Origin of the sequence: Mesorhizobium sp. LNHC232B00 (assembly GCF_000502435.1) — a bacterium.
Lineage (GTDB): Bacteria > Pseudomonadota > Alphaproteobacteria > Rhizobiales > Rhizobiaceae > Mesorhizobium > Mesorhizobium opportunistum.
Map to the genome: position 1 here is coordinate 80,263 of NZ_AYWP01000012.1, position 15,824 is coordinate 96,086.

The 15,824-nt window shown below is 63.4% G+C and carries 12 protein-coding genes; 8 read left to right on the top strand and 4 right to left on the bottom strand.

Translation table 11 applies throughout. The features are described from left to right. Positions 1 to 146 precede the first annotated feature (146 nt). From X743_RS152325 to X743_RS152310, 4 genes are all read left to right on the top strand, one after another. Positions 147 to 1,952, top strand: coding sequence for an IlvD/Edd family dehydratase (locus X743_RS152325; protein WP_023766368.1), 1,806 nt, complete (start codon positions 147 to 149; stop codon positions 1,950 to 1,952). 274 nt (positions 1,953 to 2,226) lie between these two features. Next, the gene (locus X743_RS152320; protein ID WP_023766369.1) at positions 2,227 to 3,051 is read left to right on the top strand and encodes a sulfurtransferase/chromate resistance protein; all 825 of its coding nucleotides are present in this window, start codon (positions 2,227 to 2,229) and stop codon (positions 3,049 to 3,051) included. Continuing rightward, complete coding sequence (chrA, locus tag X743_RS152315) at positions 3,048 to 4,439, top strand: chromate transporter (protein WP_023766370.1); 1,392 nt, start codon at positions 3,048 to 3,050, stop codon at positions 4,437 to 4,439. The genes X743_RS152320 and chrA overlap by 4 nt, the downstream gene beginning before the upstream one ends. A gap of 143 nt (positions 4,440 to 4,582) precedes the next feature. Then, positions 4,583 to 4,981 carry a hypothetical protein gene (locus X743_RS152310; RefSeq protein WP_023766371.1) on the top strand — a complete coding sequence of 133 codons (399 nt, stop codon included), beginning with the start codon at positions 4,583 to 4,585 and terminating at the stop codon, positions 4,979 to 4,981. Positions 4,982 to 5,001: 20 nt separating this feature from the next. Here the strand turns inward: X743_RS152310 and X743_RS152305 are convergent, their stop codons facing one another. Together X743_RS152305 and X743_RS152300 are read right to left on the bottom strand one after the other, a co-directional pair. Then, complete coding sequence (locus X743_RS152305) at positions 5,002 to 6,588, bottom strand: trimethylamine methyltransferase family protein (protein ID WP_023766372.1); 1,587 nt, start codon at positions 6,586 to 6,588, stop codon at positions 5,002 to 5,004. 192 nt (positions 6,589 to 6,780) lie between these two features. Next, positions 6,781 to 8,274 carry a PLP-dependent aminotransferase family protein gene (locus X743_RS152300; protein ID WP_013891372.1) on the bottom strand — a complete coding sequence of 498 codons (1,494 nt, stop codon included), beginning with the start codon at positions 8,272 to 8,274 and terminating at the stop codon, positions 6,781 to 6,783. A 301-nt stretch (positions 8,275 to 8,575) separates the two neighbouring features. Between X743_RS152300 and pgi the strand changes: the two genes are divergently transcribed. Together pgi and X743_RS152290 are read left to right on the top strand one after the other, a co-directional pair. Further along, a complete protein-coding gene (gene pgi, locus X743_RS152295; RefSeq protein ID WP_023766373.1) occupies positions 8,576 to 10,219 on the top strand; it encodes a glucose-6-phosphate isomerase in 1,644 nt (547 codons plus the stop codon). Between the two features lie 5 nt (positions 10,220 to 10,224). Continuing rightward, the gene (locus X743_RS152290) at positions 10,225 to 10,947 is read left to right on the top strand and encodes an HAD family hydrolase (protein WP_013891370.1); all 723 of its coding nucleotides are present in this window, start codon (positions 10,225 to 10,227) and stop codon (positions 10,945 to 10,947) included. On the opposite strand, the gene X743_RS152285 is transcribed toward X743_RS152290, so the two are convergent. After that, positions 10,931 to 11,587, bottom strand: coding sequence for a methyltransferase (locus X743_RS152285; protein ID WP_245264236.1), 657 nt, complete (start codon positions 11,585 to 11,587; stop codon positions 10,931 to 10,933). The two genes, X743_RS152290 and X743_RS152285, sit on opposite strands and share 17 nt — an antisense overlap. An 86-nt stretch (positions 11,588 to 11,673) precedes the next feature. Beyond that, entirely contained in the window at positions 11,674 to 13,377 is a 1,704-nt protein-coding gene (locus X743_RS152280) for a long-chain fatty acid--CoA ligase (protein WP_245264237.1), read from the bottom strand. Here X743_RS152280 and X743_RS1000000173330 point away from each other — a divergent pair. Continuing rightward, the gene (locus X743_RS1000000173330) at positions 13,361 to 14,020 is read left to right on the top strand and encodes a hypothetical protein (RefSeq protein WP_245264238.1); all 660 of its coding nucleotides are present in this window, start codon (positions 13,361 to 13,363) and stop codon (positions 14,018 to 14,020) included. The genes X743_RS152280 and X743_RS1000000173330 overlap by 17 nt on opposite strands. Before the next feature lie 194 nt (positions 14,021 to 14,214). After that, positions 14,215 to 15,807 (top strand): ABC transporter substrate-binding protein, encoded by a 1,593-nt coding sequence (locus X743_RS152275; protein ID WP_023766376.1) that lies wholly within the window; start codon positions 14,215 to 14,217, stop codon positions 15,805 to 15,807. Positions 15,808 to 15,824: the final 17 nt, after the last annotated feature.

Here is a 15,824-nt window from a genome sequence, read left to right on the forward strand (position 1 = left end):
CCTCCCGGATCACCGATGTCGGATTGGTCGTAGCGTGCGGGTCGATACATGTCTATCGCACCAAAGTGCGGGTTCAGATCACGCGTGCCCCTTGCCTGCATCCGCGCGTTGTCATATCGATTTGTCATACAAATACGGAGACCATGATGGCTGGCGCCCCCACGAAGAAGAAAAAGTTTCGCTCGCAAGAGTGGTTCGACAACCCTGACAATCCGGGAATGACCGCGCTCTATCTCGAGCGCTACCTGAATTACGGGCTGACGCGCGCCGAACTAATGTCGGGAAAGCCGCTGATCGGCATCGCCCAGACCGGCTCGGACCTTTCGCCTTGCAACCGGCACCACATCGAACTCGCCAAGCGTGTGCGCGAAGGCATCGTCTCGATGGGCGGCATTCCGTTCGAATTTCCCTGCCATCCGATCCAGGAAACAGGCAAGCGCCCGACCGCGGCCCTCGACCGCAATCTTGCCTATCTCAGCCTCGTCGAGGTGCTTTACGGCTATCCGCTCGACGGCGTGGTGCTGACCATCGGCTGCGACAAGACGACGCCGGCGCTGTTGATGGCGGCGGCCACTGTCAACATTCCGGCCATCGCGCTGTCGGTCGGCCCGATGCTCAATGGCTGGCACAAGGGCAAGCGCACCGGCTCCGGCACCATCGTCTGGGAATCGCGTGAGCGCCTGTCGGCCGGCGAGATCGACTATGACGAGTTCATGGACATCGTCGCCTCCTCGGCGCCGTCCACCGGCTATTGCAACACCATGGGCACTGCCACGACGATGAATTCGTTGGCCGAGGCACTCGGCATGCAGCTCCCGGGCTCGGCCGCCATCCCGGCGCCCTATCGCGAGCGCGGCCAGATTTCTTACGAGACCGGCAAGCGCATCGTCGAGATGGTGCATGAAGACCTGAAACCATCCGACATCATGACGCGCAAGGCCTTCGAGAACGCCATCGTCGTGAACTCGGCGATCGGCGGCTCGACCAACGCGCCGATCCACCTCAATGCGATTGCCCGCCATCTCGGGGTGCCGCTCGACAATGACGACTGGCAGAAGATCGGCCTCAAAGTGCCGCTCATCGTCAATCTGCAGCCGACGGGCGAGTATCTCGGCGAGGATTACCATCACGCCGGCGGGGTGCCGGCGGTGGTGGCCGAACTGATGAAGGGTGGGCTGTTGCCGCATCCCGATGCGCTGACCGTCAACGGCAAGTCGATCGGTGACAATTGCAAGGGGGTCGCCAACGAGAATGCCGAGGTCATCCGCAGCGTCGACAAGCCGCTGAAGGCCAATGCCGGCTTCATCAACCTCAGGGGCAATCTGTTCGATTCGGCGATCATGAAGACCAGCGGCATCTCGCCCGAATTCCGCGAGCGCTATCTGTCCAACCCGAAGGATCCCGAAGCCTTCGAAGGCAACGCCATGGTCTTCGACGGCCCCGAGGATTACCACGCCCGCATCGACGATCCGGCGCAAGGCATCGACGAGCACACCATCCTGTTCATGCGCGGCGCCGGCCCGGTCGGTTATCCCGGTGGCGCCGAGGTGGTCAACATGCAGCCGCCGGCCTACCTGATCAAGAAGGGCATCCACGCACTGGCCTGTATCGGTGACGGCCGCCAGTCGGGCACGTCGGGCTCGCCGTCGATCCTGAATGCCTCGCCGGAAGCCGCGATCGGCGGCGGCCTGGCGCTGCTCAAGACAGGCGACCGCGTCCGCATCGATCTCAGGAAGGGCACCGCCGATATCCTGGTCACCGATGACGAGATCACGCGGCGCCGTGCCGAACTGCAGAACAATGGCGGCTATCATTATCCCAAGCACCAGACGCCGTGGCAGGAGATCCAGCGCGGCATGGTCGACCAGTTCTCGGAGGGAATGGTGCTGAAGCCGGCGGTGAAATACCAGGATGTCGCGCACACCAGCGGCGTGCCCAGGGACAATCACTGATTGCTCCGGCGATAATCACTGATTATTCCAAGGGATAGTCATGGATTATTCCTGGCGACAATCGCGGGTATTGGATCGACGGCTGGCGGCCTGCTCACGCAGGTCGCCGGCCGTGTTTCGTTTGGCGTGCGCCGACGACGGGTCGAGACCGTGCGCGATCCTTGACAAGCGGGCCGGACAAATCCACTGTCATGGCAAGGGGTGCATCGCGACGACCCCGTGAGGCGTCAGCCCAACGTTCGCGTCCAGGCTTCTCTATCAGGAGGTGGACGCCATGCCGTCAACAACCGCTATCACCGTATCGCAACTGTCCCGTCTGGTCGGTCTGCCGGGTGCGCCCGTGATCATCGATGTCCGCATCGATGAGGATTTCGACGCCGATCAGCGCCTGCTGCCGGCCTCATGCCGACGCAATTTCAAAACTGTTTCGACCTGGGCTTCCGAATTTGCCGGCGGCCAGGTCGCGGTCGTCTGTCAGAAAGGTCAAAAACTCTCGCAAGGCGTGGCCGCATGGCTGCGGCAGGAGGGAATTTCCGCTGAATCCCTCGAAGGCGGCTTCGAAGCCTGGCGTGACGCGAAGGGGCTTTTGGTCCGCACCGAAAAATTACCGCCACGCGACGAAAAAGGCCGCACTGTGTGGGTGACGCGATCGCGCCCGAAGGTCGACCGCATCGCTTGCCCCTGGCTGATCCGGCGTTTCGTCGATCCTCATGCGATCTTCCTGTTCGTCGAGGCAGCCGAAGTGCCTGCTGTCGCCGACCGCTTTCAGGCCGTGCCTTTCGACATCGACAATGTGTTCTGGAGCCATCGCGGCGATCGCTGCACCTTCGACACGATGATCGAGGAGTTCGGGCTGGAATCCGAGGCGCTCGATCGGCTTGCCCTGATCGTGCGCGCCGCCGACACGGCAAGCCTCGATCTGGTGCCCCAGGCCGCCGGTTTTCTGGCGGCATCGCTCGGCCTGTCGCGGATGTATCGCGACGATTTGGAACAGTTGGAAGCAGGCATGCTGCTCTACGACGCGTTCTTCCGCTGGTGTCGCGACGCCACCGAAGAAACCCACAATTGGCCTGGGGCAGCTGGGGGTAAACCAGCATGAGTGCTCTTGTGCCGCAGGATGCCGGGGTAAATGTCGAAGTGCCGGCCGCACCGACCTTTGCCGAAGCCCTGAGGCTCTGGGCGAAAATCGGACTGCTCAGCTTCGGCGGGCCGGCCGGGCAGATCGCCTTGATGCACAAGGAACTGGTCGAGGAGCGGCGCTGGATCGGTGAACAGCGTTTCCTGCATGCGCTGAACTACTGCATGCTGCTGCCTGGCCCGGAAGCACAGCAACTCGCCATCTATATCGGCTGGCTGCTGCACAGGACGATCGGCGGCCTCGTCGCCGGCGTGCTGTTCGTCGCGCCGGGCGCGCTCGTCATGCTGGCCCTGAGCGTTCTCTACGCACTCTATGGCGACGTGCCGCTCGTCGAGGCGCTGTTTTTCGGGGTGAAGGCGGCGGTGCTGGCCATTGTCGTCCAGGCGGTGATCCGGATCGGACGGCGTGCCCTGAAAAACCCGGTCATGGTGTCGATCGCGGTCGCGGCTTTCATCGCCATCTATGCGTTGAATGTGCCGTTCCCGCTCATCGTCCTGCTGGCGGGCCTGACAGGATGGCTGGGAGACCGCCTTGTTCCAGGCCTGTTTTCCGGCTCCGCCCATGGCAAGGGCGACACTGCCGATATCAAGGGCGCGGTCGACCTGATGTTCGAGCGCGGCGAACTGGCCCATGTCACGCCGACCAAATGGCATGCGCCGCGCACTGTCGCCATCTGGCTGCCGATCTGGCTCGGACCTGTCCTTGCGATCTGGTGGTTCACCGGCTCCGCGAGCGTCTGGACCGAGATAGGCCGATTTTTCAGCCTGATGGCGGTCGTCACCTTCGGTGGCGCCTATGCGGTGCTTGCCTATGTCGCACAGGCGGCCGTCCAGTCCTTCGGCTGGCTTGCCCCCGGTGAAATGGTCGATGGTCTCGGGCTTGCCGAGACCACGCCAGGCCCGCTCATCCTGGTGCTGCAGTTTGTCGGCTTCATCGCTGCGTTCCGTCACCCCGGGGGGCTGGACCCATTGCTTGCCGGGTCGCTCGGGGCGCTGCTCACACTGTGGGTGACGTTCACGCCCTGCTTCTTCTGGATATTCCTCGGTGCGCCCTACATCGAAGCCCTGCGCGGCAACAAGGCCCTGTCGGCCGCATTGGGCGCGATCACCGCCGCCGTCGTCGGCGTCATCATGAATCTCGCTTTGTGGTTTGCCTTGCATGTCGTTTTTCGTGAGGTTCACACGATAGGCCCAGGCATGAATGTGCCGGTGCTCTCGTCGATCGACTGGCGCGCGGCGCTGCTTTCCCTGGCCGCCATGATCGCCATCCTGAAGCTGAAGATCGGCATGCTGCCGACGCTCGCCGGATCGGCTCTGGCCGGTGTCCTGTTGTTGGCGGTAAGCGGCTAATGCATGTCGCCCAAAAGTGACTCGGTTTTGGGAGAACGACATGCATCAAAACAAAGACCAAAGCGCGCGGCGCGCTTTAGGTTCCGCTGCCTTTGTAATCCGCTTGCGAACCACCTAACTGGTTGGAAACGGATTGGACCATCATGGCGGGACGGCGCTCTTCCCTCGGCTTCCTCGGAATGTTCGGCCGCTCGGGCGATCTGAGGCAGCTCGACACGGCCTTGCGCGGCGCCGACCTGCATCCCGCCCTTGTGCCCGAAGGTGTAAAACTCACCATCGTCAATCTGATGAAGGATCACTGGACCGGCGAGCCGCCGCCGCAGGCCTATCCGCAAGTCGCGCGCCTGTTCAGCTATTGCATTGCCGGGCCGGAGACGTTCGAGCGGTCCCAAGGCCTGCAGCAGCGGCAGGACGCCGAGCACCGGATCGAGGCCGCGGTCGAGGCCGGCGACAGTTTCGACGCGCGGATCGTGCTGATGGCGCTGCACGCCAAGCTGATCGATGCCGAGGTCGTCGAGCGTTATGGGCTGGGCGCGGACTGAAGCCTTGACGAAAAGCGGCGCTACCCGCCCATATTGGCGCGCGGCAGCTTGATCATCTCGCCAAAACGGGCGCGCAATTTGTCGTCGAGCAGCTTCGGCACGTGGCGCGGGAAACGTTCGGCAAGGACGCGCTTCTTCTCGATGATCGCGCGCTGCAGGATGTCGGGCCGGCCCTTCTCGTTCCATTCCTTCGGCGAAAACCGGTCGCCGACGGCGGGATAGAAATATTCCGTCTGCATCAGCCGCAGCGTCTGCTCGTTGCCGAGATAGTGGCCAGGTCCCCTCAGGCAGACATCGGCGATGGTGTCGATCGACAGCGCCTCGTCGGTCACCTCGATGCCGCGCACGCAGCGCAGGCAGTGGCCGAGCATGTCGTTGTCGATGATCAGGCTTTCCAGGCAGAAGCCGAGCAGCGAGGCATGCATGCCGGCCGATTCATAGACCAGGTTGAGGCCGGCAAGGCCGGCCATCACATCGGTGATGCCCTTCTCGTAGCCGGACTGGATGTCGGGCAGTTTCGAATCCGTCATGCCGGCGGCCGAACCACCCGGCAGATCGTAGAACTGTGCCATCTGCGCGCAGGCCGCCGTCAGCACCGCCTGTTCGGCCGAGCCGCCGGACATGGCGCCGGTGCGCAGATCGGACACGAACGGCCAGGTGCCGAAGATCGCCGGATGTCCCGGCTTCAGGGCGTTGACATAGACCAGACCGGCCAGCACTTCGGCCACGGCTTGCACGACGGCGCCGGCAATCGCCGCCGGCGCGGTGGCGCCGGCCTGTCCGGCCGACAGCAACAGGATCGGGATGCCGCCATCGACGCAGGCTTCGAGCACGCCGCAGGCGTCCTCGGCGAACTTCATCGGTGGCACGACGAAGCAGTTCGAGTTGGACACGAACGGTCTGGCGCGGAAATTCTCCTCGCCGCCGGCGATGGCATAGAGCATTTCGAGCGCCGGCTGCACGTTCTCGCGCACCGTGAAAGAGGTGCCGACATGTTTGGACGTGCCCATCACGCAGGCGTAGAGCGTGTTGAAGTCCATTTCGAGCGGATCGGGAATGTCGCGCGGCACCATCGGCCGCTGGAAGAAATGGATGTTGTCGAGCCCCTCGACGATGCGGGCGGCGTCATAGATGTCCTGCAGCAGCGATTCGCGGTATTCGCGCTTTTCGACATCGACCAGGTGGACCGCGGCTCCGGCCGTGCCGTAATGCACGCGCTTGCCCTGGATCACCATATCGTGTTTGGGGTCCTGGCCGTGCAAGGTGAAATTCCGGGCAGCTCGTCTGATCGTGGCGAGCACCAGCGCGCGTGGAAAACGAATGCGGCCATCGTCGCCATAGGTGGCGCCGACCTTGGTCAGCGCCTCGATGCAGGAAGGGATGGCATTGGCAAAGCCGACCGTCTCCAGCAGCGTCAGCACCGCTTCATGGATGCGCTCCTGGTCATTGCCCGCCAGCGGTCCGTAGCTGCCGCCCTCGAGGCCTGCGCGCACCGGCTTGATGTCGTCGGCCAACGGCGCTGCCCGCATGGCGCGGCGCGCTTCGCGCCCGCCGGAGCGGCGCGAACGCTGGTCCGCCGCTTCCTGCTTTTCAACAACCACTGACATGGAGGCACTCCACTTTTTCTCGGAAACAGGGCGGCGGTTGGTCCACCATCGGCTGCTTCTTCCCCTTTGTGCCACGACTATGCCGCCGGCATTGGCACAGACTATGAGCCAGACGGTCTGGTTGCATGTGCCAGAGCTACAGGAGCCGGAGCCGCTGTTATGCGGCTCCGGTCAAGAGGATCGGAGAGTGGATCAGGCCGCTGCCGGCCTGCGTCCGGCCGCGGTGGCGAGCTCGCGAATGCCGGGCTCGATGTGCTGCAGCGCGATCGAGGAAATGCCCAAGCGCATGAAACGCGAAGGCTTTTCCGTGCGGTCGAAGAACCGGTCGCCAGGCTCTATAATGACACTGCGCGAGGCCGCGGCCTCGGCCAGTCCACGCGAATCGGTGCCGCGTGGCCCTTCGAGCCACAGTGACGTACCGCCGGCCGAGTCGGTCGAACGCCATTCCGGCAGGAAGGCGGAAATCGCATGGACCAGGCGCTTGCGCCGTTCATCGAAGGCGCTCGACAGCCGCCGCACCAGCGCTTCGTGATGCCCGAGCGACAGGAAGAGTGCCACGGCGCGCTGGTTGTTTGCCGGCGGGTGACGCAGCATGAAGCGGCGCAGGGCCCTGAGCTCCGCGATTAGTCCAGCCGACGCCACGATGTAGCCAAGCCGCAAGCCCGGAGCCAGCGTCTTCGACATCGATCCGACATAGACGACGCGGCCGGAGCGATCGAGGCTCTTCAGCGCCTGCTGCGGCGCCTCGTCGAGAAGCTGGCTGTCATAGCCGTCCTCGATGATGATCTGGTTGTGCCGGTTGGCACGCGCCAGGAGATCCTGCCGCCTCTCGGCCGACAACGGCACCATGGTCGGGCAATGATGGCTGGGCGTGACGAAGACAAAGCCGGAATCATTGGGGATAGAAGAGGTTACGATGCCGGATTGGTCGACCGGCACTGGCTGGATGTCGGCGCCCGCAAGCCGGAAGATCGAGCGGGCATCGGGGTAGCCGGGATCTTCCATCGCCACCTTGGAGCCCTTGGTCATCAAAAGTGTCGCCAGCATGTAGAGCGCGTTCTGGGCGCCCAGCGTGACGATGATCTCGTCGGGATTGGCGAAGATTCCGCGCCGGGGCAGGAGCCGTGCCTGGATCTGCTCGATCAGGAGCGGATCGTCGCGATCGACCATGTCGGACGCCCAGTTGCGGATCTCGAGCACTGCCAGGGCCATGCGGTTGCACTCGCGCCACTCGGCGGTCGGGAACAGCGCCGGGTCGAACTGGCCGTAGACGAACGGGTAGGACGACTTGATCCAGTTCTCGTGCTTGGCCGGCGGCGGCATATCGCTTGCCGCGATCTGCCGGCGTGCCTTCCAGTCGATCTCATTGGCCTGGTCGGGCGCCTTCTGGTGCGGCTTGGCGGGTGTTGCCAGCACGTCGGGATTGACGAAATGGCCGCGACGCTCGCGCGCCACCAGGAACCCCTGGTCGACGAGCTGCTGGAAGGCCAGAACCACGGTTCCGCGCGCCACGCCGAGTTTCTCGGCCAGGATACGGCACGAGGGGAGCGGCATCGAAGCGGCGATTTGGCGGTCTAGGATGGCGGCCACGATCGCCTGGCGGATCTGTGCCTGGAGGGTTTGGCCGGATTCGGCCGAAATCCGGAACAGGCCGGACCATATGGCCGTGTCGTTGCGCTGTGGCATGGGAAATGTTCCTCGATGGCCAGCTTTTTTCGTTTGGCTGGACCAGTCGAATGTAACGGTGGCACAAGGGGTTGCGCCAATCAATTTTTCTGATCTTTGGGATTTATGCCAGTGATCCTTCGTCCGAAATCGACGGCTGCAAACCGCGCCGCTGACACATTCTGTCATCGCATCGTGATGCGATGCGGCATAACCGCGTATTGACCGGACCGAGTTCGGCTCAATAGTTGTGGCGCGACGACACGCGCCGGAAACATCCGGTCTGGTATGGTGCGTCGAAGACGCCAGGAGTTTCTCGCCAGTGGATCAGACAGCCTTCCAGAAACAACTCGCCGCCTTGCGCGACCATCGCGCAAGCGCGCCGGGCGACATGCGCCAGGCCTTCGCCGCCGATCCGCAGCGATTTGCAACATTCTCCGCCACCGACGGTGACATGTTGCTCGACTGGTCGAAATGCGCCGTCGACGCGACCACCATGGATTTGCTGGAAGAGCTCGCCAAGGCTGCCGATCTCGAAGGTCGACGTGCAGCCATGTTCGCCGGCAAGAAGATCAACATCACCGAGGACCGCGCCGTGCTGCACACGGCGCTGCGCAACCTGAGCGGCAAGGGCGTCACGGTCGACGGCCAGGACGTCAAGGCGGACGTCATCGCCGTGCTCGACGCGATGGGCGTCTTCGCCGACGCGATCCGCTCCGGCAAGGCGGCCGGCGCCACCGGCAAGAAGATCACCGACATCGTCAACATCGGCATCGGCGGTTCGGATCTCGGTCCGGCCATGGTGACCCTGGCGCTCGCCCCCTATCATGACGGCCCGCGCGCGCACTATGTTTCCAACATCGACGGTGCCCATATCCATGACACGCTGAAGGGCCTGTCCGCCGAAACCACGCTGTTCATCATCGCCTCCAAGACCTTCACCACCGTCGAGACGATGACCAATGCGCAGACGGCGCGCGACTGGGTGCAGAAAGCGCTCGGCAAGGAGGCGGTCGGCAAGCATTTCGCCGCCGTCTCGACCGCGCTCGATCTGGTCGCCAAGTTCGGCATCGCGCCCGATCGCGTCTTCGGTTTCTGGGACTGGGTCGGCGGCCGCTATTCGGTCTGGGGCGCGATCGGCCTGCCTGTCATGATCGCGGTCGGTCCGCGGAATTTCCGCGCCTTCCTCGATGGCGCGCACGAGATGGACGAGCACTTCCGCACCGCGCCGTTGCGCGAGAACCTGCCGGCGCTGCTGGGGCTGGTCGGCTGGTGGCACCGGGTGATCTGCAAATACCCGGCCCGCGCCGTCATCCCCTACGACCAGCGCCTGTCCAGGCTGCCGGCCTATCTGCAGCAGCTCGACATGGAATCGAACGGCAAGAGCGTCACCCTCGAAGGCACCGCGGTGACCACGCCGACCGGACCGCTGGTCTGGGGCGAGCCCGGCACCAACGGCCAGCACGCGTTCTTCCAGCTGCTGCACCAGGGCACCGATTTCATCCCGGTCGAATTCCTCGCCGCCGCCGTCGGCCATGAGCCTGATCTCAAGCATCAGCATGACCTGCTGCTCGCCAATTGCCTGGCGCAGTCGGAAGCCTTCATGAAGGGCCGCACGCTGGAGGAGGCGCGCGCGCAGATGCTGGCCAAGGGCATGAAGCCCGCCGACGTCGACCGCATCGCGCCGCACCGCGTCTTCTCGGGCAACCGCCCCTCGCTGACCATCCTCTACCGCAAGCTCGATCCGCGCACCTTGGGCCGGCTGATCGCGCTTTACGAGCACCGCGTCTTCGTCGAGGGAACGCTCTTCAACATCAACTCCTTCGATCAATGGGGCGTCGAGCTCGGCAAGGAACTGGCCACCGGCCTCCTGCCTGTCGTGGAAGGCAAGGAAAGTGCCGCAAAGCGGGATGCCTCGACCGCCGGCCTTGTCGGACATATCCACCAATTGCGTGGTTCGGAGTGAAGCGTTTGGCCGACATCAAGGGAATATTGTTCGACAAGGACGGAACGCTTGTCGACTTCAACGCGACCTGGCTTGGCGTCGCCGACTTCATGGCCATGGACGCGGCCGAAGGCGATCGCTGGAAGGCCGACAGGCTGCTTGCCGCGGCCGGCTTCGATTTCGCCAACCGCCGCTTCAAGCCTGATTCAATCTTTGCCTCGGGTACCAACATGGACGTCGTCGAATTGTGGTTCCCGCGGCTGTCCGACGAGGACCAGATGCTGGCCGTCGCCCGCTTCAACGAGATCACCTCGATGCAGGGCTCGGCGATGGCGGTGGCGCTGCCTGGTATCGTCGACACGCTGGCGGCACTGCACAAAAGAGCCTACCGGCTCGGTGTCGCCACCAACGATTCGACCAGCGGCGCTGAAAAGACGCTGGTCACGCTGGGCGTCGCCCAACTCTTCGATGCCGCCTATGGCTACGACGCGGTGGCCAATCCCAAGCCTGCACCCGACACGATCCAGGCCTTCTGCGATCTCACCGGCCTGAAGCCGGCGGCGATCGCCATGGTCGGCGACAACCGCCACGATCTCGAAATGGCGCGGGCCGGTGGCTGCGGCCTCGCGGTGGGCGTGCTCTCCGGCACCGGCACGCGCGAATCGCTGGCCGAGATTGCCGACGTCATCCTGGATTCGGTTGCCGACCTGCCGGATTTCCTGTCGGCGCGGGTCAAGGAGACGGTTTGACGACCGATCCGGCCTCGAAACGAAAGACGCTGCTCGGTTTGGTCGCCGCACCCTTCGCGTCGCCAAAATCCGGCACCTGGTATTCGGCGACCAGGCGCAGCCGCGAGCGGGGCAGATAGGCCCGGCCCGGATCGCCGACCAGCACCTCGATGCCGGCGGCGCGGCAGCGGTCGAGGAAAGGCACGACACGGCGGGCGACGTCCTGCCCGTAGAACACATCGCCGGCGAGCACCATGTCGACCGCCGGTGGCGCACCCTTGGTGACATCGTCTCCGACCACGCCGATGGCGACGTCGTTGGCAGCCGCGTTGAGCCCGATTGCGGCGACACCGTTGCGATCGATCTCGGCGGCAATCACAGCGCGCGCCCCAGCCTTCGCGGCGGCGATGCCGACGATGCCCGATCCCGCCCCTAGGTCGAGCACGCGGCGGCCCGTCACGGTCGACGGATTGTCCAGGATGTAGCGCGCCAGCACGGCGCCGCCGGCCCACGCATAAGCCCAGTAGGGCGGTTGCGGTTCGGGCCCGTCGTCGTCCGTATCACCTTCGTTTTCAGGGTCGACGAGCCGTCTCAAGCCGCTGCCCGAATGGGCCGTGTAAAACCGGATTTCGGGAAGCGCGGGCACCGGGCCGAGGCGCATGTTCGCTTTGATGAATTCAGCCGGGTCGAGGCGCAATCCAAGATCCGGCCCACTATCGCCGGCATGATCGTTATCCAAGATCGTTCCTATTCGCGCAATGCCCGCCGCAGGATCTTGCCGACCGGCGTCTTCGGCAATTCGGTCCTGAACTCGATGTATCTGGGCCGCTTGTAGCCGGTCAGGTTCTCGCGGCAAAAGGCGGTGATCGTCTCCACGGTCAGGGCCGGATCCTTCTTGACGATGAACAGCTTCGGCACTTCGCCCGAGTGCTCGTCCGGCACGCCGATGGCGGCCACCTCGAGCACGCCCGGATGCATCGCCACCACCTCCTCGAGTTCCGTCGGATAGACGTTGAAACCCGAGACGAGGATCATGTCCTTCTTGCGGTCGACGATCTTGGTGTAGCCGCGCTCGTCCATGAAGCCCATGTCGCCCGACTTGAAGAAGCCGTCCTTGGTCATCACCTTGGCGGTCTCGTCCGGCCGGTTCCAGTAGCCGGCCATCACCTGCGGTCCCCTGATGCAGATTTCGCCGACTTCTCCCAGCGGGACGTTGTTGCCGTCATCGTCGCGGATGGCGATTTCGGTCGAGGGCAGCGGCAGGCCGATGGTGCCGGTGAAGTCGCCGGAACTGAATTTGTTGGCCGTCGCCACCGGCGAGGTCTCCGACAGGCCATAGCCTTCCGAGACCGGGCAGCCGGTCAGCGCCTTCCAGCGCTCGGCGACACCCTTCTGCACCGCCATGCCGCCGCCCAGCGTCAGGACCAGCGGCTTGAAGTCGAGCTTGCGAAAATCCTCGTTGTTGAGCAGCGCGTTGAACAGCGTGTTGAGACCGGGGAATATATGGATCGGATACTTTTCCAGTTCCTTGACGAAACCCGGAATGTCGCGCGGATTGGGGATCAGTATATTCTGGCCGCCCATTTGCATGCCCATCAGCGCATTCACGGTCAGCGCGAAGATATGGTAGAGCGGCAGTGCGCAGATGAGGTTGAGATGCGCGGGTTTGGGCTTGATCGTGTAGGCGTCCTCGACCCAGAGCGAATTCTGCGCGACGTTCGCCAGCACGTTGCTGTGCAGCAGGGTCGCACCCTTCGAGATTCCCGTGGTGCCGCCGGTATATTGCAGGAAGGCGACGTCATTGGCGGCCACCGTGGCCGGCTTGAAATTCATGCCGCTGCCGGCTTTCAGGGCGGCGTTGAACTTGACATGGCCGGGCAACGACCAGGTCGGTACCATTTTCTTGACGCGGCGCACGACCAGATTGACGATCGTGCCCTTCAGGCCGCCGAGCATGTCGCCCATGGCCGCGATGACGACATGCTTGACCGAGGTCCTGGCGACGACCGCCTGCAAGGTGTTGGCGAAGTTTTCCAGGATGACGATGGCCTGCGCGCCGGAATCCTTGAGCTGATGTTCCAGTTCGCGTGGCGTGTAGAGGGGATTGATGTTCACCACCGTGTAGCCGGCGCGGACCACCGCCATCATCGCCACCGGATACTGCAGCACATTCGGCATCATCAGCGCGACGCGTGACCCCTTCTGCAAACCCGTCGATTGCAGATAGGCGCCGAAAGCCGCCGAAAGCTGCTCGAGCTCCGCATAGGTGATGGACTTGCCCATGCAGGTGAAGGCCGGCTGGCCGGCAAACTGCTTGCAGGCGCCAACGAGGAAGTCGCCGATGGAGTTATAGGGAAGGGCCCCGATTTCGGCCGGCATGTTCTTCGGATAGCTCTTCAGCCACAGTTTTTCCGGCAGGCCGGCGGTAAGTTCGGTGAGCGCTTTCGGCAGCCGCTTGGCCGGCGCCGGCTTCGGTGCCGGGACTGCCTTGGCCGGCGATGCGGCCTTCGCCGCCCCGGTCTTGTTCGCCCCAGTTTTTGCTGAAGAGGCCTTTGCTGAAGACGCCTTTGCTGAAGAAGCCTTTGCGGCGGAGGCCTTTGTCCGAGAAGTCTTTGCCGGGGCGGCTTTCGCCGCCGGCTTGGTGACGCTCTTGGCGGCAGCGGCGGCTTTTGCCGCGGGTGCCTTCACCGCGGGCTTTGCTGCGGTCTTCGCGGCCGCGGTTTTGGCCGTGGCCTTTCCTTGCACGTCGGTGCCGGCGGCTGGTTTCGAGACTGCCTTGGCTGACGCCTTCACCGGCGTCTTCGATGCTTTTGCCACCCGTTCCTCCCTAGGAATTCCTGTTCGACTGTTTCTTGGTCGCCCGTGCCGCGCCGCCTCCAAATTGATGGAGACGTCCTCCGCTGCCGCCAGCCTGTCCATCCCAGCCTGTTTATCTATGTATTGCCTCTATCGGCGGCGGTGCAAGTCTTGCCCCAGCGGCAAGCCGCCGAAAGATTTGCCGTCGAAAATCTTTCCTCAAGGTAACCTCTGGAACGGGCCGTGGATCGGCTGGAAGCGGCCGCGGCATCGATACCGCCAGACGGCAGATCAATAAAAAAATGCGGTGGTTAATAATAGCGTGAATGAAAAAAACTGCTAATTTATTCTGCCATTTAGCAAAATCGCGGATTTTTTTCCTGCTTCCCGCGGGGTAAGCAAACGGGGTGTTCCAAAGCCGGAAAAACGGTGCTTATATGCGCGCTTCGCGAGCCTGATAGAGGGGCTTGGAAGAACATCAGGGAGTGCTCAATGAAGAAGAAACTGACTTTTGCAGCCGCGTTGCTGGCTGCAAGCGTCCTGGGAGGCGTGGCCAACGCGAAAACTCTGGTTTATTGCGCGGAAGCATCGCCAGAGGGTTTCGACCCGGCGCCGTACACCGCGGGCCAGACGTTCGACGCGTCCTCGCGCACCGTCTTCAACCGCCTCGTCGAATTCGATCACGGCAAGACCACGACCTCGCCGGGGCTGGCTGAAAGCTGGACGATCTCCGACGACGGCAAGGAATATACGTTCAAGCTGCGCAAGGGCGTCAAGTTCGCCGCCACCGACTATTTCACTCCGACGCGCGACTTCAACGCCGACGACGTGGTGTTCTCGTTCCAGCGCCAGGTCGACAAGACCGGCCCCTGGTTCCAGTATATACCGGGCATCGCCTACCAGTATTACAATGACCAGTTCGGCGACAACATCACCAAGGTCGAGAAGGTCGACGACCTGACCGTGAAGTTCACCCTCAAGGAACCGGCGATCACCTTCATTCCGACGCTGGGCATGGACTTCGCCTCGATCGTCTCCAAGGAATATGCCGACAAGCTGCAGGCCGACAAGACGCCTGAACTGTTCAACCAGAAGCCGATCGGCACCGGCCCGTTCATCTTCGTCGACTATCAGACCGACGCCGCCATCCGCTACAAGGCCAACCCGGACTATTGGGGCGGCAAGCAGAAGATCGACGACCTTGTCTTCGCCATCACCACCGATCCGGCGGTGCGCGCGCAGAAGCTCAAGGCCGGCGAGTGCAACATCATGTCGTATCCGGCACCGGCCGACATCGCCGGCCTCCAGGCCGATGCGAACCTGAAGGTCGACGAGCAGGAAGGCCTCAATGTCGGCGCGCTGATGTACAACACCCAGCAGAAGCCGTTCGACGACGTGCGCGTCCGCAAGGCGCTCAACATGGCCATCAACAAGAAGGCCATCATCGACGCGGTCTTCCAGGGCGCTGGCCAGGTGGCGGTCAACCCGATCCCGCCGACCATGTGGTCTTACAACAAGGAAGTGAAGGACGATCCGTACGATCCGGATGCGGCCAAGAAGCTGCTTGAGGAAGCCGGCGTCAAGGACCTCAAGATGAACGTCTGGGCCATGCCGGTGTCGCGTCCCTACATGCCGAACGCGCGCCGCACCGCCGAGCTGATCCAGGCCGATTTCGCCAAGGTCGGCGTCACCGTTAACATCGTCACCTACGATTGGGGTGAATACCTCAAGCGCGCTTCGGCGGTCGATCACGACGGCGCCGTCATCGTCGGCTGGACCGGCGACAATGGCGATCCGGACAACTTCCTCGGCGTGCTCCTGAGCTGCGCTTCCGTCGGTTCGAACAACCGCGCGGAGTGGTGCAACAAGGACTTCGATGCGCTCATCAACAAGGCCAAGACGGTTTCCGACCAGGCCGAGCGCACCAAGCTCTACGAACAGGCACAGGTCATCTTCAAGGAGCAGGCACCGTGGGCGACGCTCGCCCACTCCAAGGTGTTCATGCCGATGCAGAAGACCGTTTCCGGCTTTGCGATGGATCCTCTCGGCATCCACCGCTTCGACGGCGTCGATATCGCCGAATAAGGTTCGCGAAACGGGGG